The organism is Pantoea sp. EKM103V, assembly GCF_011800365.1.
GTDB classification, from domain to species: Bacteria; Pseudomonadota; Gammaproteobacteria; order Enterobacterales; family Enterobacteriaceae; genus Pantoea; species Pantoea anthophila.
In genome coordinates this window covers 277,344-297,824 of the sequence record NZ_JAALFQ010000004.1, presented here as the reverse complement: position 1 = coordinate 297,824, position 20,481 = coordinate 277,344, and the positions used below count along the sequence as shown (strand labels likewise).

Sequence of the window (20,481 nt, the reverse complement as noted above, 5' to 3'; positions counted from 1 at the left end):
CCGCCGCAGGTTACTGCTGCATGTTGATGATGACGTTTTCCTGCCACAGGCGCGGCAGCATTTTTGACGATTTATCCCAGGCGGCCTGATCTTTAACCGGGCGGGCATTTTTATACTCTGACTGCGGCAGCAGGCGAGCCTGAACATCCGCAGGCAGCGTCAGATGCTCGGCACGAATCGGACGGGCATAGCCCTTCGCCAGGTTGATCTGACCCTGGTCTGAGAAGATATATTCGCGCGTCAGTTTTGCCGCGGCAGGATGTTTCGCATATTTGTTGATGAGGGTGGTGTAACCGGAAGTCACAGAACCGTCAGAGGGGATCACCACTTCGTAGCGGCTTTTATCAATCTGGTCACGGTAGTTAAGGGCGTTAAAGTCCCACACCACCGCCATCTGCACTTCCCCTTTTTCGATGTTGGCGATCACCGGATCGGTCACGCCAAGACGCCCCTGTTTTGCCAGGTCAGCAAAGAATGCCAGCGCCGGTTTCAGGTTCTTCTCGTCGCCGCCTAATGCGTAGTTTGCCGCCAGTACACCGTTGGCTGCCTGAGCTGCCACGCCGACATCACCGATAGTAACCACATACTTACCTTTTTTCAGATCGGCCCAGCTGTGGGGGATATCCTTAACCTGCTGCTTGTCGATCAGGAAAGCGATGGTGCCGGTATAGGCCAGCGCCCAGTGACCCTCTTTATCTTTGGCCCAGGCCGGGATCTGATCCCAGTGGGTCGGTTTATACGGCTGCGTCAGCCCTTTCGCCACGGCGATGGGGCCAAAGGCCGCGCCGACGTCGCCGATGTCAGCGCTGGCGTTATCTTTCTCCGCATCAAATTTCGCCAGCTCCTGCGCCGATGACATATCGGTGTCGCTGTGCTTAAGGCCATATTTGCTATTGAGATCGCTCCAGGTCTCCTTCCAGTTGGCCCAGCTGTCCGGCATCCCGACGCTGTTGACCTGGCCTTCACTGCGCGCCGCTTTTTCCAGCGCGGCGAGGTCGTTATCGGCGGCCTGCGCGACGGGCAGGGTGAGCACTACAGCACTGGCTACTACAGAGGCGATAAACGCTTTCATCTCAGTTGCTCCGGGTGTAAGTTGAGGGGCCTGACTGGTCTAGTCCAGCAAGAACCGAGCCAATGTAGCCCCTGTATATGAACGATTTATGACAGAACCGCGCGATACGGGGGAAGAAAGGCAGCAGACCCGGGTCATCCGCCTGCCACAGGCGCGTTAACCTGAACAGTTATAGTGCGGAGTCGCACCAGAATGAGGCTACTGTTGTGGAGTCAATCGCACTCAAAACGGCGGAGGCGATCGCCAGTGCACTGCTGAGCCGTATCCGGGATGGCGAGTTTCAGAGCGGGCGGTTGCCGGCGGAACGCGCCCTGAGCGAGGCTTTCAGCACCACGCGGATCACGCTGCGTGAAGCGCTGGGCAAGCTGGAAGCGCAGGGGATGATCTACCGTGAGCTGCGTCGGGGCTGGTTTATCGCGCCACCGCGGCTGGTCTACAACCCGCTGCACCACAGTCACTTTCATGCGATGGCGACGGAGCAGGGGCGGCGGGCGACGACGGAGGTTATTGCGGCTGGCGAGGTAGCCGCGCAGGACGCCGTGGCGACAGCACTGGGTCTGGCCCCCGGCTCGGTGGTCTACTGCATCCGCCGTCTGCGGCGCATTGATGGGCGCGCGGTACTCTATGTGGAACACTACCTGAATCCGCACTTTTTCCCTGGCCTGCTGGAGGAAGATCTGACGCGCTCCCTGACCGACCTCTATGACCAGCGCTACGGTATTCGTTACGGTGGCGCGCGCTTTACCATTCTGCCCGGCCCGCTGCCGGACGTTGCCGCACCTGCGCTGAATGTGGCGACCGGCAGCCCCGGCCTGCTGATCACCCGCATCAACCGCAATCAGCAAAAAGCAGTGATCGACTGCGACTGTGAATACTGGCGCTATGATGCACTCTGTGTGGATGTCGAAGCCTGAGGAGTTATTGTGATTTACATCACACTCGCGCATGATGTTGCGCGCTGATAACTCCATTTTAAGGCGCAACATGAGTGACAAAAATCCTTTGGCCCGCCACCTTGCAACAGCACTGCAATGGGTGCTGAATGTGGGCCTGCTGAGTCTGGCGATCATCCTGATCGTCTTTTTAGGCAAAGAGACGATCCATCTGGCAAACGTGCTGTTTAATACCGGCGAGCAGGCCTCTTCCTATCTGCTGATTGAGGGAATCGTGATCTATTTCCTCTACTTCGAATTTATTGCCCTGATTGTGAAGTACTTTCAGTCCGGCTATCACTTTCCGCTGCGCTATTTTGTCTACATCGGCATTACGGCTATCATCCGCCTGATTATTGTCGATCACAAAAATCCCTTCGATACGCTCTGCTACTCGGCGGCGATACTGATGCTGGTCATCACGCTGTGGCTGGCAAACAGCAACCGGCTGAAACGCGAATAATTCACCTGCCGTCTGGTGCGACGGCAGGTGTTCGCATCGCGTCTCTGCGCTAAACTACCGACCTCAAAATTACCGGGAGTGGTGCTATGTCTCAAGACGCGCTCAGCTTATTAGGTGCGCTCAACTGGCTTTCTCCATCGCAGGCAGCCCTCGCGCCGCCGTTGCTCGACTGGCTGATGGAAGAGGATTCAATGACGCGCCGTTTTGAACAGCATTGTCAGCGGGTAACGGTTCAGCCATTGCGCGAAGGCTTTATCGACGCCAGCGAGTTGGGCGAGGAACGCGCCCTGTTGCCGGATGATGAACGCTTCTGGCTGCGTGAAGTGCTGCTGTTCGGCGACGATCAGCCCTGGCTGGCTGGCCGCACCCTGGTGCCGGAAAGCACGCTCAACGGGCCTGAGGCGATGCTGCAGCAGCTGGGTACCCGTCCTCTGGGTCGCTATCTTTTCTCCTCTTCGACGCTGACCCGCGATTTTATTGAACCCGGACAGATTGATGCATTGTGGGGGCGGCGGTCGCGTCTGCGCCTCTCCGGCAAGCCGCTGCTGCTGACTGAACTGTTTTTACCGGCATCGCCGCTCTATCGCGATCTGGTCTGAGGATTTTGTGGTGGAAAAGAGCTTAAGTATGAATAAATGGCGGGACTACAGCCGCCTGATGCGCATCGATAAACCGATCGGCACGCTGCTGCTGATGTGGCCCACGCTCTGGGCACTCTGGCTGGCTGACATGGCGATGCCGCCGTTACCGGTGCTGGTGGTGTTTGTGGCCGGGGTCTTTGTGATGCGGGCGGCGGGTTGTGTCATCAATGACTATGCCGATCGCAAAGTGGATGGTCACGTTGAGCGCACCCGACATCGGCCGCTGGCCAGCGGCGCGGTGAGTGCCAGAGAAGCGAAGCTGCTGTTTGTGATTCTGGGGCTGGTGGCTTTTGCGCTGGTGCTGACCATGAACCTGATGACCATCATGCTTTCCGTAGTGGGGCTGGCGCTGGCCTGGGTCTATCCCTTTATGAAGCGCTATACCCATCTGCCGCAGGTCGTACTGGGGGCAGCATTTGGCTGGGCGATCCCTATGGCCTGGTGTGCAGTTAGTGAGTCCTTACCTCTGGTCTGCTGGCTGGTATTCATTGCCAACATCTGCTGGACGGTTGCTTACGATACGCAGTATGCGATGGTGGACAGGGACGATGACCTGAAGATTGGAGTGAAGTCGACCGCCATTTTATTTGGTCGCTTCGACAAGCTGATTATTGGTCTGCTGCAACTGGCGACCCTGCTGCTGATGGCGTGGGTGGGGACGATGCTGCACCTGAACAGCGCCTTCTACTGGACGCTGCTGCTGGCTGCCGCCCTGTTTGTTTATCAGCAGAAGCTGATAGCCGGGCGCGAACGTCAGCCCTGTTTCCAGGCTTTCCTCAATAACAACTATGTCGGGATGGTGCTGTTCCTCGGCATTTTAATGAATACGCCGCCGTTCACTCAGCTGTTCTGACTGGAAAGGCAGCCTGTCATAGCGGGAAGACCGCGCCTGCGCAGGGGACAGGGCCAGATCGGAAAGACGCAAAAGCTGTCATCCATGACGGCTCGGCCCGCGCCTTCCCTGGCACGGGACGCTTTCCTCTTCTGTCCCTGTCCCCTGCGCGTCAGGTTCTTCGTTGCTGTAAGAAGCCTGCCAGACAGCCCTGTGCGACATAAAAAAGGCGACCCTAAGGTCGCCTTTTTTGCTTTACGCGGGTATCAGTCGTGCGCGACAGCCGTTTCAATGGTCATCCGGACATCGCTGGTCACCAGGTCAGCCAGGATGTGCCAGGTGGCCTGGGTCTGCGCCACATCCGCATCTCCGCTGTCACTGATATAGCCTTCATCACGCAGCGTCAGAACCAGTGAGGTAAAGACCGCTTTGTCGAAGAACTCCGGGGCGTTAATACCGTGCAGCACGGAGAGACGTTGTGCCAGTGTCCGGCTCTCTTTCTCCAGCGTGCCGCGGTTAATCGTCGGCTTGGCGCTAAGAATCGAGAAGGTAATGGCATAACGCTGCAGCGTTTCACGCACACCGGCGGCCAGCAGTTGCAGCGTGCGATAGCGCGCTGCGGTAAAGCGCAGTTCACCGGCCTCAAGCGTAATCAGACCCTGACGCGCCAGCTCCTGACTCAGTTCAGTCAGCAGTTGCGGCAGCTCATCCGTCTCCCAGCGCAGGAAGAGCTCGCTCTTCAGCATCGGATAGATCAGGCTGACCTGACGCAGCAGTTCCGCTTCGCTCAGCGTCTGGTGTTGCTGAACAATGGCGGCAATCAGCGACGGCATCACCAGCATGTGATGAATGTTGTTGCGATAATAGGTCATCAGCACCGCCTGCTCACGCGGCAGAATGATGATGTCGCCAATGCTGTCCTTTTCACTCTCAAACTTGTTCATGCCCAGGGCGTGATCCAGCAGCGCTTCCGCAGAGAGATCGGGCAGGGTCGCATTCGGCGAGTAAGGCACATTGCGCAGCAACTGGGTATAGCACTCCAGCTGTTCAATCAACTGTTCGCGGGTAAGTGAGCGCTGACGTGAGGCAAGCAGGGCCGTAACACAGAGGTTCATGGCGTTAGCCGCGCCGGCTTCATTGATCCGCACCATCACGCGAGCCGCAATATCGTTCACGGTCGGGGTCAGCCAGCCGGGACGCTGTGGCTCAATCGGATCGATCGAGTCACGCCATTCCGGCACGCGCTTGTTGAGATAGTTAACCAGCGGCAGCGGTTCGCCAAAGTTAACGTAGCCCTGACCGAGATTGCGCAGCTTACGCAGGCCACGCACCATCTGCATGAAGCCCTCTTTCTCTTTTGCCGCGCCGCGCAGCTCTTTGGCGTAAGTACCCACTTCCATCACATGCTCATATCCGATGTATATCGGCACCAGCGTGATGGGACGATTGCCGCCGCGCAGCATCGCCTGCAGCGTCATGGCTAACGTGCCGGTTTTCGGGTCCAGCAGACGGCCCGTGCGTGAACGGCCACCTTCGACAAAGTACTCAACCGAGTAACCCCGGGTGAACAGCTCACCGAGGTATTCGCGGAATACCGTGGCGTACAGCTTGTTGCCTTTAAAGGTGCGACGGATAAAGAAGGCACCCAGACGACGGAAGATCGGACCGGCTGGCCAGAAGTTGAGGTTGATGCCTGCTGCGATGTGCGGCGGCACCAGGCCCTGATGATAGAGCACGTAGGAGAGCAGCAGATAATCCATGTGGCTGCGGTGGCAGGGCACGTAGACAATCTCATGACCATCCTGCGCCAGCTGGCGCACTTTTTCGCCGCCATTGACGTTGATGCCCTGATAGAGACGGCTCCAGAGCCAGCCCATCACCCGGTCAGTGACGCGAATCGCTTCATAGGAGAAGTTCGCCGCAATCTCTTCCATCATCTCGACGGCATTCTGCTGCGCTTTCTCATGGGAGATTTTTTTGCTGCGCGCCTCATCTTCTACTGCTTTTTCAATCGCTTTGGATTGCAGCAGGCGATTAAACAGATCCTGACGGGCCGGTAAACGCGGGCCAATCGCAGCCAGCCGCTGACGGGCAAAATGGATACGCGCGACGCGGGCCAGCTTCTGCGCGATCGACTTATCTGTCCCATGTTCCGTGGCCATACGCCGCAGCGATACGGTCGGCGAGAAGCGGACAAAGCTGTCGCGCCCATGCCAGATGACCGCAAAGAACTTCTGCACGCCGTTCAGCACCCGCAGGTGTGGTGTGGCTTCGCCCTGAACTTCACGTCCCGGTGCGCGACCAAACATCACGGTGACGGGCAGCATCTGAATATCCAGCGTGGGATTATTGCGATGCAGGTCCAGGTAATCGTGGAAAATTTTCACCGATTCCACGCTGGGTACAAAATAGGGGAAGACGCGCGGGCCATCGTGGATAAAGACGTGGCGAGGCAGCAGGGAACCATCAATCTCCAGTGGAGAGAGCGGATCGGGCAGATGATGCCGCAGACACTGCGCGCGCAAAGTCAGTAAGTCAGCCTTCGAATCGTAAGGCAAAACATACATAATAGGTCGGGTCGGATCCAGACCATGTTCAGACACGGGATCGGCCGGAATGGCCTTACTCTTTACCAGAAACGAGAGTGGTAAATTAAGCAATTTATAATAAAGTTTACGCCAACCTGACATAGACAACATGAAGCCTCTTGTTAGCAAAGCGCCGCAAGCATACCAGAAAGTGCAGCGAAGATCTGTGGTGGTGCCAAATGCACGCAGCCCAGACATTGACGTCAATCCGATAAAAGGGTTCCCACACATGGCAAATAATGCCACCGGACTTATCAGAATAGTAAAAGCCGCCGGTTACTCCTGGCAGGGGCTGCGTGCCGCGTGGCAACATGAAGCGGCGTTTCGTCAGGAAGCCCTGGCTGCGCTGGCGGCGATCATTATCGCGTGCTGGCTGGACGTTGATGTGATCTCGCGCATCCTTATGATTGGGTCGGTGGTGCTGGTGGTCATCGTCGAAATCCTCAATAGCGCCATTGAAGCGGTGGTCGATCGCATCGGTCAGGAGCATCATCCGCTCGCGGGCCGGGCAAAAGATATGGGTTCGGCAGCGGTACTGCTGGCTATCTTACTGGCCCTGTTTGTCTGGATCGCGCTGCTCTGGACACATTTGCGATAAACCTTCCATAACGCGGCTCAGGCCGCGTTTTCCCTGACAATCGGTTTTCATTTCGCCAATACCTGTATATACTCACAGCGACTGTATAAACAACCAGGGGGCGGGATGAAAGCATTAACCAGCAGGCAGCAGCAGGTCTATGACCTGATTCGCGACCATATTACTTCAACAGGCATGCCGCCTACGCGTGCCGAGATTGCCGCGCAGCTGGGTTTCCGCTCGCCAAACGCGGCAGAAGAGCATCTGAAAGCGCTGGCGCGCAAAGGCGTCATTAAGATTGTCTCCGGCGCATCGCGCGGCATCCGTCTGTTAATGGAAGAAGAAGCCTCAGAAGGCATACCGCTGATTGGCCGGGTTGCTGCCGGTGAGCCCATCATGGCGCAGGAACATATCGAGACGCATTACAAAGTCGATCCGGGCCTGTTCAAACCTTCGGCGGATTTCCTGCTGCGCGTCAGCGGAATGTCGATGAAAGATATCGGGATTATGGACGGCGACCTGCTCGCGGTGCATAAAACGCAGGATGTGCGCAATGGCCAGGTTGTGGTGGCCCGCATTGACGATGAAGTGACGGTGAAACGCTGGAAAAAGCAGGGTGCTATCGTGCATCTGCTGCCTGAAAACAGCGACTTCGACCCGATTGTTGTCGATACGCGCGCCCAGTCGCTGACCGTGGAAGGTCTGGCGGTGGGTGTCGTACGCAACGGCGAATGGCTCTGATTCTGACGCCTGCGTGCATTCGCCTTTTCTGGTGCTATTCTGTCTGCCCTGATTTTGTCGCTGCCGCCTCTGCGCAGCGACACTGAGCACGGAATGGCGAATGCGCTTTATCACGGCAACCGATAAAAATCTCTGGCGGCTCGCGCTGCCCATGATCCTGTCAAATATCACCGTTCCCTTACTGGGCGTGGTCGATACGGCAGTGATCGGTCATCTCGACAGCCCCGTCTATCTTGGCGGGGTCGCGGTCGGGACGACCGTCACCAGCTTCCTCTTTATGCTGCTGCTTTTCCTTCGCATGAGCACCACGGGCCTGACGGCACAGGCCTTCGGGGCAGGCGACAAAGCGGCGCTGGCACGCGCCCTGATCCAGCCGCTGATCATGGCGTTGCTGGCGGGTCTGCTGTTTGTCGCGCTGCGTTACCCCATTATTCAGCTGGCCACCCATCTGGTTGGCGGCGATCCTCTGGTACTGGCGCAGGCCGGACTGTTTATTCAGATCCGCTGGCTCAGTGCGCCTGCCACGCTGGCGAACCTGGTGATTCTGGGCTGGCTGCTGGGCGTGCAGTATGCGCGTGCGCCGGTGATCCTGCTGGTGGTGGGGAACCTGGTGAATATCGTGCTCGACCTCTGGCTGGTCATGGGGCTGCACTGGGGCGTTGCGGGGGCAGCCACCGCCACGGCGCTGGCGGAATATATTACGCTGGGCGTCGGCGGCATGATGGTCTGGCGGGTTCTGAAGCTGCGCGGCATTCCGTTCAGCCTGCTGAAACAGAGCTGGCGCGGTGACAGCGCCCGGCTGCTGCGCCTCAACCGGGACATTATGCTGCGCTCTCTTATGCTGCAGCTCTGTTTCGCCTCGCTGACCGTGCTGGGCGCCAGGCTGGGGCCGGAGGTGGTCGCGGTTAATGCCGTATTACTGATGTTCATTACCTTTACCGCCTACGCGCTCGATGGTTTTGCCTATGCCGTCGAAGCGTTTGCAGGCGAAGCGCATGGCGCAAAAGATGGCAGCAAACTGCTGCGCGTCTGGCACTCTGCCTGCCGACAGGCGGCGGCGGTGGCGCTCTTCTTCTCGCTGGTTTATGCCTTTACCGGCCCGCAAATCGTGATGCTGCTGACCTCTCTGCAGACAGTGCAGCAGGCGGCCGACCGCTATCTGGTCTGGCAGGTGATCATGCCGCTGATCGGCGTCTGGTGTTATCTGCTGGATGGGATGTTTATCGGCGCAACGCGCGGACGTGAGATGCGTAACAGCATGGTGGTGGCAGCCGCAGGCTATTTTCTGACGCTGCTGAGCGTGCCGGTGCTGGGCAATCACGGTTTATGGCTGGCGGTAACGGTTTTCCTCGCACTGCGCGGCCTCTCACTGTGGCTCATCTGGCGCAGGCACTGGCGGCAGCACAGCTGGTTTGCGGCCTGAGCAGGCAGAACGTCTTTAGTCCGATAGTGATCGTTCCGCCGCTTATCCCCGTCGTCCGCGCTTTTTACCCTCATCCTGATGGTCATGTCCGCAGTTTTCGTGCTGCGTGCAGGCGTCTGCTTCCGCGCAGTTTTCGCATAAGCCATGGGCTTCGATCACGCTGTGACGCAGGGCAAACTGCGCTTCACCCGCCAGCGTGGCGATAATCTTTTCCACGCCCTGCGCCTGCTTCTCGGTGACGGCGGCGCAACGGTCACAGACCAGCATGACCGACGTATGAGCCGGCGCCTCAAAATGGTGACACATCACATAGCTGTTGTTGGACTCCACCCGATGCACAAAACCCTGCTCCAGCAGGAAGTCGAGCGCACGATAAACCGTGGGAGGTTTGGCCTGAGGTTCGCTGATCCGGAGCTGATCCAGCAGATCGTAGGCACTGATTGAGCCCGGCTGTTCCGCCATCAGACGCAACACTTCAGCGCGCTGCGAAGTCAGACGCACACCACGTTGCAGGCACATTTTTTCGGCCTGAATCAAAATTTGCTGCGACGTCATGGTAGTCATGAAAATTCTCCGCTGAATAAGTGATGTTATTTTATCACATAACCTGTCGGGGTGCTGAAGCGCGTTTCTGTCTTTTAAAACAGCACAATTAGCCTGAAAAAACAGCGCCTGTGGCATTTTCGCTCCTCTCTATCTCAAATCTGACGAAAAAACCGATCCACCTGTAAATCAACCGGAGCAGAATTTTTTGTCCTTTTGCTTTGCATCTCACTGAGTTAAGAAGTAATGTTCAGAAAGACTTAATAAAAGTCTGACATTATTTGAAATTAGCCGGTCCGTTTTTAATAATTACACGCTAATTCTGGTCGTAAAACGTCCAATCCTTTGAATTAAGACACTGTTTCCTTTGAATTCACAGCAATAACGCGTTAGCCAGGGTTCACAATAGGGCTGACAAACTATTCAGTTGTTGAATGTATCAACGACACTTTCTCAGGTGATGGCAGGCAAATGGTGAAAAAATCCGCTCAACGCTCAGCGCTGATCTGTTCCGCTGCAGCGACCGCGCTTTTCCTTTCTTCTTCCGCCATGGCGGCAGGGACCTGGTATGATGCACGTAATGACGCCATGGGCGGCACCGGCGTGGCATCTTCTGTTTATGGCTCTGCAGTGCTGGCGAACCCGGCATTAATGACGCGTGCTAAATCTGACGATAATGTCAGCATTATTATTCCTTCAGCAGGCATTCAGGTAACGGACAAAGATAAGCTGATCGATAAAGTCGATGATATTACCGACACCGTGGATCGCTACCGCGGTGTGATTGGTAACCTGACGTTTGCCGATTATCTGCGTGGTTATCCTGAACTGCGTGCTGCCTCCGGCGATGTCGCTGACAAGCTCAGCGATTTGCGCGGTAACAAAGCGGACGGCAGTGCGGGTGCGGCCGTCGCCGTGACAATCCCCAATGAAACGCTGCCTTTCGCCTTTATCGCCAAAGCCTACGGAACGGCACACGTCCGGGCTAACGTGGTACAGGGTGATATCAACTACCTGCGCGGGGTTGCTAACGGTACGATTCTGCCCGTTCCGGGCGATCAGAATAACCTTCGCTCCAGTGCGAACGGCTTAGCGGCGCTGGTTACCGATTATGGTGTGGCGGTGGCGCATGAGTTCACTGTCGCCGGTCAGCCGGTGTCGGTGGGCGTGACGCCAAAAGTGCAGAAAACCTGGCTCTATAACTACACTGCCAGCATCTATAACTACGACAAAAATGACATCAACAACAGTCAGTATCGCAGCACCGACACCGGCTTTAACGTTGATGCCGGTCTGGCGACCACCTTTGCTGAAAACTGGACGCTGGGTGTGACCGGACAGAACCTGGTTTCACGCGATCTGCAGACCCGGGAGGTTAACGGGTTCCGCGACACCTACCAGATTCGCCCGCTGGTTACCACCGGTCTGTCCTGGGATAAAGGTCCGTTTACCGTGACCGGCGATGTGGATCTCACGGAAACCAAACGCTTCAAGACCCAGGATAACAGCCAGTATGCGGCAGTGGGTGCGGAGTACCGCGTACTTGACTGGCTGCAGCTGCGCGCGGGTTATCGTGCGGACATGCGGTCTAACGACGAAAATGTGGCCACGGCAGGTTTTGGTCTGTCGCCGTTTAACAAAGCTGTCCATCTGGATCTGGCTGGCTCCGTCGGTGATAACAATACCTGGGGCGCGATGATGCAGCTGGGCTTTAACTTCTAAGCGGGTTATTCCGGCTCTCCGGGGGCGGGCGATGCACTATCGCCCGCCCTTGTGTTATCCTTGCACAGAATTCCATCACCCTTAATTACCGGATTGTCTGCGCTACATGGCTACTTTTTCTTCGCAACGCTTCTCCATCGCCCCTATGCTCGACTGGACCGATCGGCACTGTCGCTATTTTCATCGTCAGCTGACCGGCGACACCCTGCTGTACACCGAAATGGTGACGACCGGCGCGATCATTCATGGCAAAGGGGATTATCTGGCTTACAGTGACGCTGAACACCCGGTTGCGTTGCAGCTGGGCGGAAGCGATCCGGCGGCGCTGGCGCAGTGCGCGAAGCTGGCGGAGCAGCGCGGCTACGATGAGATCAACCTGAACGTCGGCTGTCCCTCTGATCGGGTGCAGAATGGCCGTTTCGGTGCCTGCCTGATGGCCGAAGCCACTCTGGTCGCAGATGCCGTGAAAGCGATGCGCGACGTGGTGTCGATTCCGGTCACGGTGAAAACCCGCATCGGGATTGATGAGCTGGACAGCTATGCCTTCCTGACCGACTTTATCGGCACGGTGGCGGGCCGCGGCGAGTGCGAAACATTTATCATCCATGCGCGCAAAGCCTGGCTCTCCGGCCTCAGCCCCAAAGAGAACCGCGAAATCCCCCCGCTGGATTATCCCCGCGTCTACCAGCTGAAGCGCGATTTCCCGCATCTGACGATTGCGCTCAATGGCGGCGTGAAAACGCTGGAAGAGGCACAGGCGCATCTGGAGCACCTTGACGGCGTAATGATGGGCCGTGAAGCCTATCAGAACCCCGGCATTCTGGCGCAGGTCGACCAGCAGCTGTTCGGGCGTCAGCATCCGGCGGCTAACCCGATTGAGGTGGTACGCGCCATGTATCCCTATATTGAAGCGGAACTGGCGAAGGGCACCTATCTGGGCCACGTCACGCGCCATATGCTGGGACTCTTCCAGGGCATTCCGGGCGCACGCCAGTGGCGACGCCATCTGAGTGAAAATGCGCATAAGCCGGGGGCGGATGTGCGCGTTCTGGAAGCGGCGCTGGCGCTGGTGGCGGATAAGATTCCACAGGAAGCCTGATCCGCTGACGTCACAGAAAACCAGCCTTCAGGCTGGTTTTTTTACGCCATCATCTGGTCTTTTTCACCAGGTTATCTCACACCCCCTTCCCGTAAACCACGACTATTCAATAGGTTACCTGTTGGCACGCTTTTTGTAACTGTCCTGGTATGAAAGTGGATAAAGGAGTCCTGACGTGGAAATTTTATTTGTACTGGGGTTTTTCCTGATGCTGTTGCTGACCGGCGTGTCGCTGCTGGGCGTGCTGGCAGCACTGGTGGTCGCCACCCTGGTGATGTTTGTCGGCGGGCTGTTTGCACTTGTTATCAAAGTGTTACCGTGGCTGGTGCTGGCCGTGATCGCGGTCTGGCTGCATCGCGCCTTCTTTGGCGACAGCGAGGCGCGGGCACGACGTAAGCTAAGACGTAAGATCAACAGGTTAGACCGGAAAAGCTGGCGATAATTGCGGGAGTGATCACAGAGTGAGAGATTGCAAAGCCGCAATCTGCAATTAAACATATTTTTTACTTATGTTTTCTGGCAGGATGATTCTTGTCAACGCGATGTGCCATCGACGCGACAGGAATTCATCGCCGCTGTCCCTACACCAGCGCGAACAAAAAATAAAAAAGAGAAGGGCTTCCTGCGGGAAGCCCTTTTTGTTTGTCCGGTCAGGGGATCAGCAGGCAGGAACCCTGCGTGGCACGGCTCTCCAGAATCTGATGTGCTTTGCTGGCCTCTTTCAGCGCAAACTTCTGCTGCTCCGGAACCTCCACCCTGATTGCGCCGCTTGCCAGCAGCGAGAAGAGTTCGGCGCTGGCCGTTTCCAGCTCCTGGCGGTTGGTGATGTAGCCAAACAGCGAAGGGCGGGTAACAAACAGCGAGCCTTTCTTATTCAGAATGCCGAGGTCGATGCCGGTTACCGGCCCGGACGCGTTACCGAAACTGACCATCAGCCCGTGACGGCGCAGGGAATCCAGCGACGCTTCCCAGGTATCTTTGCCGACAGAGTCATACACCACACCCACTTTTTTCCCGTCGGTCAGCTCGCTGACGCGCGCGGCAATATTCTCTTCACGATAGTTGATGGTCGCCCAGGCCCCGGCGTTTCTGGCGATGGTTGCTTTTTCCGCAGAGCCGACCGTGCCAATCAGGTGTGCGCCCAGGGCTTTTGCCCACTGACAGGCGATTAAACCGACGCCGCCTGCTGCGGCATGAAACAGGAAGGTCTCGCCGGCGCTGATTTTATAGGTCTGCCGCAGCAGATACTGCGTGGTCAGCCCTTTCAGATAGCTGGCGGCACCCTGCTCAAAGCTGATCGCCTCCGGGAGATGCATCAGGCGATCTTCGGCCACGTTATGGACTTCGCTGTAGGCCCCCATTGACGCCAGGCAGTAGACCACGCGATCGCCGGGTTTAAACAGGGTGACGCCACGGCCCACCCGCGACACCACGCCTGCGGCTTCCGTACCCAGACCCGAAGGAAACGCCGCCACCGGATAGAGGCCGCTGCGCACATAGGTGTCGATGTAATTAATCCCGATCGCGCGGTGTTCCACCTGCACTTCATGTTCAGCCGGGTCAGCCGGGTCAAAATCCGTCCACGTTAACACTTCCGGTCCGCCGTGCGCGCTGAACTGAATACGCTTTGCCATTCTGACTCCTGTGATTGTTTCATCATGAGGGTGAGGCACGCCCCCCAACTAAGGTATACTTGCGCGTCCCCACAGAAGATCGGTAATGCATTCACTATGGCAGGAAATAAACCCACCAACAAATCGAACGAAACGCAGGATCGCCAGCTGGCTGGCGTGAAAATGCCCCCGCATTCGCTGGAAGCGGAGCAGTCGGTGCTCGGTGGGTTAATGCTGGATAACGAGCGCTGGGATAACGTCTCTGAGCGCGTCGTCGCGAATGATTTTTTCAACCGCTCGCACCGGCTGATTTTTTCAGAGATGCAGCGGTTGCTGGAAAACAGCAAGCCCATTGACCTGATTACGCTCTCCGAGTCACTGGAAACCCGTGGCGAACTGGAGATGGCGGGGGGGTTCGCCTACCTGGCTGAGCTGGCGAAAAACACCCCGAGTGCAGCGAACATCGGCGCCTATGCCGATATCGTGCGCGAACGTGCGGTCGTACGCGAGATGATCTCCGTCGCCAACGAGATCGCCGATGCCGGTTATGATCCGCAGGGGCGGAACAGCGAAGAGCTGCTCGACTTTGCGGAATCGAACGTCTTCAAGATTGCCGAAGCGCGCGCAGATAAAGATGCCGGGCCGAAGAACATCGAGCAGATTCTGGAATCGACCGTCTCCCGTATTGAGTCGCTCTATCAGACCCCGCACGATGGCGTCACCGGCGTCGACACCGGCTATCAGGATCTGAATAAAAAGACCGCTGGCCTGCAGGGTTCAGACCTGATCATCGTCGCCGCCCGTCCTTCGATGGGTAAAACCACTTTTGCGATGAACCTGTGCGAAAACGCCGCGATGCTGCAGGATAAGCCAGTGCTGATTTTCAGTCTGGAGATGCCCAGCGAGCAGATCATGATGCGTATGCTGGCCTCGCTTTCCCGCGTCGACCAGACCCGCATCCGAACCGGCCAGCTTGATGATGAGGACTGGGCCCGTATCTCCGGCACCATGGGTATCCTGCTGGAGAAGAAGAATATGTACATCGATGACTCTTCCGGCCTGACCCCCACTGAAGTGCGTTCGCGCGCCCGTCGTATCTACCGTGAAAACGGCGGATTGAGCCTGATCATGATCGACTACCTGCAGCTGATGCGCGTGCCGTCGCTGTCGGACAACCGAACGCTGGAGATTGCGGAGATCTCCCGCTCGCTCAAGGCGCTGGCCAAAGAGCTTAATGTGCCGGTGGTCGCGCTGTCGCAGCTTAACCGCTCACTGGAGCAGCGTGCCGATAAGCGTCCGGTTAACTCGGATCTGCGTGAATCGGGATCGATCGAGCAGGATGCGGATTTGATCATGTTCATCTATCGTGACGAGGTCTACCACGAGAACAGCGATCTCAAAGGGATCGCCGAGATCATCCTGGGTAAACAGCGTAACGGTCCAATCGGTACGGTGCGGCTGACGTTTAATGGTCAGTGGTCACGCTTCGACAACTACGCCGGCCCGCAATACGACGACGAATAATCTGCGCTTTGTGCTGTCATGCACGATCTGTGCATGACAGCTCCCATCATCAGAAAATAGTGTTGGACAACCTCTCCGGTTATCGGGTTATCTGTAACAAAGCGACGCCTCTCACGCTGTGGAAACGGAATGACTCACGTAGACGATTACGACCTGAAAATCCTGACTTTATTACAAGCTAACGGCCGTCTTACTAACCAGGAACTCAGCGACCTGGTTGGCCTCTCCGCCTCGCAATGTTCCCGCCGCCGCATCAATCTGGAACAGGCCAATCTGATTCTGGGCTATCACGCCCGGCTCTCGCCCGATGCCATCGGCCTGGGGATGGTGGGGCTGATAGAGGTACGCTTAATCAACCACACCACCGAATATGTGGAGAGCTTTCACCGCATGGTGGAGCAGGAAGAGGCGATTGTCGACGCCTACAAAACCACCGGTGACGCTGACTATCTGCTTAAAGTGGCGGTGGCCGATCTTAACTCCCTCAGTGCACTTATCAGCCAGTTAGTGGCGGGCCATCAGAGCGTGTCCCACGTCAAAACCTCCGTGGTACTGGGGCGCATGAAAGAGAATGGCCTGATGATGCTGCCTGCGAACAAAACGCGCTAAAAAGGTGCGTATTGTGCGTTTTTGGTGCAGACTGGCGACCATAAACGCAAAGAATACGCATCGTAACGGGCTTTTGCGCATGGAGTGACGGTTTTAACTGGAAGGTATGCACGAAATCCTGTTATAAAGCGCCTTAGATATCAACGGGATATCACCGGCCTCCGGCCAGCAGCCGATTGACGCTGCGGCAATGGTGCGTTTTTTGCACTGCAACCGCATCATTTGCACTGAGACAACCCCATGGATAACATCGCAGAACCCTCCCGCGTCCCGCATTCGCGTATTGAAGATGCGCTGGCGATGGTGCTGGGCACCCTGATGGTTTCGTTCGGCGTCATTATGCTGAAACAGGCGGGTGCCCTGACGGGCGGTACTGCCGGTATCGCCTTTCTGCTGAGCTACCTCTCCCCGCTCTCCTTTGGCAGCGCATTTTTCCTGATCAACCTGCCTTTTTACTGGCTGGCGGTAAAACGCATGGGCTGGGAATTTACCCTGAAAACCTTCTGTGCCGTCGGGCTGGTGTCGCTGTTTACGCAGCTGCACCCGCTGTTCGTTCACTTTTCCGATCTCAATCCGTTCTATGCGACACTGTTCGGTAACGTCATCATGGGGATCGGGTTTATAGTGTTGTTTCGTCATAAGGCGAGCCTGGGCGGCATCAATATTCTGGCGCTGTGGCTACAGGATCGCGTTGGGATCCGCGCGGGTAAACTGCAGATGGCGGTCGACACCTGCGTCGTGCTGGCGTCCCTGTTTGTGGTCAGTGGCCCCATCCTGCTGGCCTCCATTGCAGGAGCCGTGATCCTCAATCTGATTATTGCAATGAACCACCGTCCGGGACGCTATCGGGTTTAGCCCTCTTTACCTCTGGACCAATCATGGAGACCTACACCGTGTTTCAAAACGTTGATGCCTATGCGGGCGATCCGATTCTGTCGTTGATGGAAGCCTTTAAACAAGATCCGCGCGAACACAAAGTTAACCTGAGCATCGGGCTTTACTACGACGAGCAGAACATTATCCCGCAGCTGAAGGCCGTAGCGGCTGCTGAAGAGCAGCTCAATGCCGAGCCAAAGCAGGCATCGCTCTATCTGCCCATGGAAGGCCTGAACAGCTACCGCAACGCGATCGCGCCGCTGCTGTTTGGTGCCGACCATCCGGTGCTGCAGGCGGGTCGTATCGCCTCGATTCAGACGCTGGGGGGATCGGGTGCGCTGAAAGTCGGGGCAGACTTCCTTAAGCGTTACTTCCCGCAGTCGGCCGTCTGGGTCAGCGATCCCACCTGGGAAAACCATATCGCGATTTTTAATGGCGCAGGTTTTGAGGTGAAGAGCTACCCCTGGTATGACGCCGAAACCCACGGTGTGCGTTTTGATGCCTTTATCCATACCCTGAAAACGCTGCCAGCGCAGAGCATCGTGTTACTGCATCCCTGCTGCCATAACCCGACCGGCGCTGACCTGACCAATGCACAGTGGGATGAGACCATTGAGGTGCTGAAAGCACAGCAGCTGATTCCTTTCCTGGATATCGCCTATCAGGGCTTTGGTGAAGGCATGCAGCAGGATGCCTATGCGCTGCGCGCCGTCGCGGCAGCCGGCCTGCCGGCACTGGTCAGCAACTCTTTCTCTAAAATCTTCTCGCTCTATGGTGAGCGCGTAGGCGGACTCTCTGTCGTCTGTGACAGCGCCGAAGAGTCAGCGCGCGTGCTGGGCCAGCTGAAAGCGACCGTCCGCCGCAACTACTCCAGCCCGCCGAATTTCGGTGCGCAGGTCGTGGCCCGCGTCCTCAACGACGACGCGCTGAAAGCGAGCTGGCTGGACGAAGTGGAGACGATGCGTCTGCGCATTCTCGCGATGCGCGAGTCACTGGTCGGGGTGCTGAGCACGGCACTGCCGGGCAAAAATTTTGACTACCTGCTGAAGCAGCGCGGCATGTTTAGCTACACCGGCCTGAGCGTGCAGCAGGTTGACCGCCTGCGCAATGAGTTCGGCATCTACCTGGTGGGCAGTGGCCGCATGTGTGTGGCCGGTCTGAACAGCAAAAATGTGCATCAGGTAGCGGAAGCCTTTGCCGCGGTGATGTAACGGCACGTCTGCTGTGAACAAACCGCCTGCCTCGCGCTGGCGGTTTTTTTATGGCTCAGGGTTTACCTTTCGGCGACATGCTGCACACTTAAACGGGGTAACCGTTTCAGGAATAAGCTATGTGGCATCAACAGACTATTACGCTGAGCGCGAAGCCGCGCGGCTTTCATCTCATCACCGATGAGATCACCGACTCGCTCTCCGGATTGCGTGATATCAAAACCGGTCTGCTGCATCTGCTGTTGCAGCATACGTCGGCGTCATTAACCTTAAATGAAAATTGCGATCCGACGGTGCGCAGCGATATGGAGCAGCATTTCCTGCGGCACGTGCCGGAGAATGCGCCTTATCAGCACGACTACGAAGGACGTGATGACATGCCGGCGCACATTAAATCCTCGACCCTGGGCGTGTCGCTCTTGCTGCCGGTTCAGCGGGGACGCCTGGTTCTGGGGACCTGGCAGGGTATCTGGCTGGGCGAGCATCGCATTGAGGGCGGTGCCAGGCGGATTGTCGCCACTTTACAAGGGGAATCGTGATGAATCACTCAGACTTACTGACCTACTGCATGAACAAGCCGGGCGCAGAGCAGAGCGTCCACAGTGACTGGAAGGCCACGCAGATCAAAAGCAACGGCGTGCTGTTTGCGATGGTACATGAGGTAAAAGGGCGGCCTGCGGTTTCGCTGAAATCGACGCCTGCACTGGCAGAGTTGCTGCGCGAAGAGCATAGCGACATTATTCCCAGCGAGCATCTGAATAAATCACACTGGAGCACGCTGTTCCTGGATGGGTCGCTGAAGGATTCGCAGATTTACTATCTGGTCGATGCCTCCTTCCAGCAGGTTGACGCCGCGCGCCAGGCCGCGCTTTAACACCCTCCTGCCTGAGCAGGAGGGTGCAGGCGACCCGATCAGGCAGCCGACTGCTCGCGCAGGGTGTTGATGTCGATAACAAAGCGATATTTCACATCGCTTTTCAGCATGCGCTCATAGGCTTCGTTGATCTGATCCATCGCGATCAGTTCGATGTCCGAGGTGATGCCGTGCTCGCCACAGAAATCGAGCATCTCCTGCGTTTCTGCGATACCGCCAATCAGTGAACCGGCGATGCTGCGACGTTTGAAGATGAGGTTAAACACCTGCGGAGCCGGGTGATCGTGCTCAGGTGCGCCGACCAGCGTCATATTGCCATCCAGCTTCAGCAGGGTGATGAAGGGGTTAAGGTCGTGCTGAGCGGCAACGGTGTTCAGGATAAAGTCGAAGCTGTTGGCGTGCTGCGCCATCTGCTCTGGATCTTTGGAGATGACCACCTCATCGGCGCCCAGGCGTTTGCCATCCTCGATTTTGGATGGCGAGGTGGTGAACAGCACCACATGCGCCCCCATTGCATGAGCAATTTTCACGCCCATGTGCCCCAGGCCACCCAGGCCTACGATACCGACTTTTTTGCCGGGGCCGACATTCCAGTGGCGCAGCGGCGAGTAGGTCGTGATACCGGCACACAGCAGCGGCGCGACGCCCGCCAGATCCAGGTTTTTCGGAATGCGCAGCACAAAGCTCTCATCCACAACCATCGCTGTTGAGTAGCCGCCGTAGGTGATCGCACCGGTCTCGCGGTCTTCACCGTTATAGGTGCCGACAAAACCGTTTTCACAATATTGCTCCAGCCCCTGCTGACAGCTCGGGCAGCTGCGGCACGAATCCACCATGCAGCCTACGCCAACCAGATCGCCGACTTTATATTTCTGGGTCTGTGGGCCCACCGCGGTGACGCGACCCACAATTTCATGTCCCGGAACCACAGGGAAAATCGTGTTTTTCCACTCATTGCGGGCCTGATGCAGGTCTGAGTGGCAGACGCCACAAAACAGCACCTCAAGCTGAACGTCATGGGCGCGCAGCTCACGCGGCTTATAATCGAACGGTGCCAGTTTGGATTTTGCATCCTGAGCAGCATACGCATGCGTAATATTCATGGTGTCTCCAGTTTCGATGTGTCGTGAGTGTTTTCTGA

Annotated in this window: 21 protein-coding genes; 16 read left to right on the top strand and 5 right to left on the bottom strand. The window is 57.0% G+C overall.

What is annotated here, in order from left to right:
- Positions 1 to 10: 10 nt before the first annotated feature.
- Positions 11 to 1,072 (bottom strand): ABC transporter substrate-binding protein, encoded by a 1,062-nt coding sequence (locus HFD97_RS12220; RefSeq protein ID WP_009092621.1) that lies wholly within the window; start codon positions 1,070 to 1,072, stop codon positions 11 to 13.
- Positions 1,073 to 1,278: 206 nt separating this feature from the next.
- On the opposite strand from HFD97_RS12220, the gene HFD97_RS12215 reads away from it, so the two are divergent.
- The 4 genes from HFD97_RS12215 to ubiA all read left to right on the top strand — a co-directional run bounded on the left by HFD97_RS12215 (position 1,279) and on the right by ubiA (position 3,961).
- Complete coding sequence (locus HFD97_RS12215) at positions 1,279 to 1,986, top strand: UTRA domain-containing protein (RefSeq protein WP_009092620.1); 708 nt, start codon at positions 1,279 to 1,281, stop codon at positions 1,984 to 1,986.
- A gap of 70 nt (positions 1,987 to 2,056) precedes the next feature.
- A complete protein-coding gene (psiE, locus tag HFD97_RS12210; RefSeq protein ID WP_009092619.1) occupies positions 2,057 to 2,467 on the top strand; it encodes a phosphate-starvation-inducible protein PsiE in 411 nt (136 codons plus the stop codon).
- 86 nt (positions 2,468 to 2,553) lie between these two features.
- Positions 2,554 to 3,066: a chorismate lyase gene (gene ubiC / locus HFD97_RS12205; protein ID WP_058956993.1), complete on the top strand. Its 513-nt coding sequence runs from the start codon at positions 2,554 to 2,556 to the stop codon at positions 3,064 to 3,066.
- A gap of 28 nt (positions 3,067 to 3,094) precedes the next feature.
- A complete protein-coding gene (gene ubiA / locus HFD97_RS12200; RefSeq protein ID WP_276047146.1) occupies positions 3,095 to 3,961 on the top strand; it encodes a 4-hydroxybenzoate octaprenyltransferase in 867 nt (288 codons plus the stop codon).
- A gap of 245 nt (positions 3,962 to 4,206) precedes the next feature.
- Here ubiA and plsB read toward each other — a convergent pair whose 3' ends face one another.
- Positions 4,207 to 6,630, bottom strand: coding sequence for a glycerol-3-phosphate 1-O-acyltransferase PlsB (plsB, locus tag HFD97_RS12195; protein ID WP_009092616.1), 2,424 nt, complete (start codon positions 6,628 to 6,630; stop codon positions 4,207 to 4,209).
- Between the two features lie 127 nt (positions 6,631 to 6,757).
- On the opposite strand from plsB, the gene HFD97_RS12190 reads away from it, so the two are divergent.
- The 3 genes from HFD97_RS12190 (at position 6,758) to dinF (ending at position 9,269) form a co-directional block, all read left to right on the top strand.
- Positions 6,758 to 7,126, top strand: a complete 369-nt coding sequence (locus HFD97_RS12190; RefSeq protein ID WP_009092615.1) for a diacylglycerol kinase — start codon at positions 6,758 to 6,760, stop codon at positions 7,124 to 7,126.
- A gap of 105 nt (positions 7,127 to 7,231) precedes the next feature.
- Positions 7,232 to 7,846: a transcriptional repressor LexA gene (gene lexA, locus HFD97_RS12185; RefSeq protein WP_167431890.1), complete on the top strand. Its 615-nt coding sequence runs from the start codon at positions 7,232 to 7,234 to the stop codon at positions 7,844 to 7,846.
- A 100-nt stretch (positions 7,847 to 7,946) separates the two neighbouring features.
- Positions 7,947 to 9,269 (top strand): MATE family efflux transporter DinF, encoded by a 1,323-nt coding sequence (dinF, locus tag HFD97_RS12180; protein ID WP_167431891.1) that lies wholly within the window; start codon positions 7,947 to 7,949, stop codon positions 9,267 to 9,269.
- A gap of 42 nt (positions 9,270 to 9,311) precedes the next feature.
- On the opposite strand, the gene zur is transcribed toward dinF, so the two are convergent.
- Positions 9,312 to 9,833, bottom strand: a complete 522-nt coding sequence (gene zur, locus HFD97_RS12175; protein ID WP_009092612.1) for a zinc uptake transcriptional repressor Zur — start codon at positions 9,831 to 9,833, stop codon at positions 9,312 to 9,314.
- A 450-nt stretch (positions 9,834 to 10,283) separates the two neighbouring features.
- On the opposite strand from zur, the gene traF reads away from it, so the two are divergent.
- The 3 genes from traF (at position 10,284) to pspG (ending at position 13,075) form a co-directional block, all read left to right on the top strand.
- Positions 10,284 to 11,534, top strand: a complete 1,251-nt coding sequence (gene traF / locus HFD97_RS12170) for a conjugal transfer protein TraF (protein ID WP_167431892.1) — start codon at positions 10,284 to 10,286, stop codon at positions 11,532 to 11,534.
- Positions 11,535 to 11,640: 106 nt separating this feature from the next.
- On the top strand, positions 11,641 to 12,633 hold the full coding sequence (gene dusA, locus HFD97_RS12165; protein ID WP_167431893.1) for a tRNA dihydrouridine(20/20a) synthase DusA: 993 nt from the start codon (positions 11,641 to 11,643) through the stop codon (positions 12,631 to 12,633).
- A gap of 175 nt (positions 12,634 to 12,808) precedes the next feature.
- The gene (gene pspG, locus HFD97_RS12160) at positions 12,809 to 13,075 is read left to right on the top strand and encodes an envelope stress response protein PspG (protein ID WP_009092609.1); all 267 of its coding nucleotides are present in this window, start codon (positions 12,809 to 12,811) and stop codon (positions 13,073 to 13,075) included.
- 208 nt (positions 13,076 to 13,283) lie between these two features.
- Here pspG and HFD97_RS12155 read toward each other — a convergent pair whose 3' ends face one another.
- Entirely contained in the window at positions 13,284 to 14,267 is a 984-nt protein-coding gene (locus tag HFD97_RS12155) for a quinone oxidoreductase (protein ID WP_140028711.1), read from the bottom strand.
- Positions 14,268 to 14,363: 96 nt separating this feature from the next.
- Here HFD97_RS12155 and dnaB point away from each other — a divergent pair, with 96 nt between their 5' ends.
- From dnaB to HFD97_RS12125, 6 genes are all read left to right on the top strand, one after another.
- Complete coding sequence (dnaB, locus tag HFD97_RS12150; protein ID WP_009092607.1) at positions 14,364 to 15,770, top strand: replicative DNA helicase; 1,407 nt, start codon at positions 14,364 to 14,366, stop codon at positions 15,768 to 15,770.
- 129 nt (positions 15,771 to 15,899) lie between these two features.
- Positions 15,900 to 16,379 (top strand): Lrp/AsnC family transcriptional regulator, encoded by a 480-nt coding sequence (locus HFD97_RS12145; protein WP_009092606.1) that lies wholly within the window; start codon positions 15,900 to 15,902, stop codon positions 16,377 to 16,379.
- Between the two features lie 240 nt (positions 16,380 to 16,619).
- Positions 16,620 to 17,234 (top strand): YitT family protein, encoded by a 615-nt coding sequence (locus tag HFD97_RS12140; RefSeq protein WP_009092605.1) that lies wholly within the window; start codon positions 16,620 to 16,622, stop codon positions 17,232 to 17,234.
- 38 nt (positions 17,235 to 17,272) lie between these two features.
- Positions 17,273 to 18,466: an amino acid aminotransferase gene (locus HFD97_RS12135; RefSeq protein WP_009092604.1), complete on the top strand. Its 1,194-nt coding sequence runs from the start codon at positions 17,273 to 17,275 to the stop codon at positions 18,464 to 18,466.
- A gap of 119 nt (positions 18,467 to 18,585) precedes the next feature.
- Positions 18,586 to 19,005, top strand: a complete 420-nt coding sequence (locus HFD97_RS12130) for a secondary thiamine-phosphate synthase enzyme YjbQ (protein WP_009092603.1) — start codon at positions 18,586 to 18,588, stop codon at positions 19,003 to 19,005.
- Positions 19,005 to 19,340, top strand: a complete 336-nt coding sequence (locus tag HFD97_RS12125) for an MmcQ/YjbR family DNA-binding protein (protein WP_167431894.1) — start codon at positions 19,005 to 19,007, stop codon at positions 19,338 to 19,340. Before HFD97_RS12130 ends, HFD97_RS12125 begins: the two co-directional genes overlap by 1 nt.
- Positions 19,341 to 19,378: 38 nt before the next feature.
- Here the strand turns inward: HFD97_RS12125 and HFD97_RS12120 are convergent, their stop codons facing one another.
- Positions 19,379 to 20,443, bottom strand: coding sequence for an NAD(P)-dependent alcohol dehydrogenase (locus tag HFD97_RS12120; protein ID WP_167431895.1), 1,065 nt, complete (start codon positions 20,441 to 20,443; stop codon positions 19,379 to 19,381).
- Between the last annotated feature and the right edge of the window lie 38 nt (positions 20,444 to 20,481).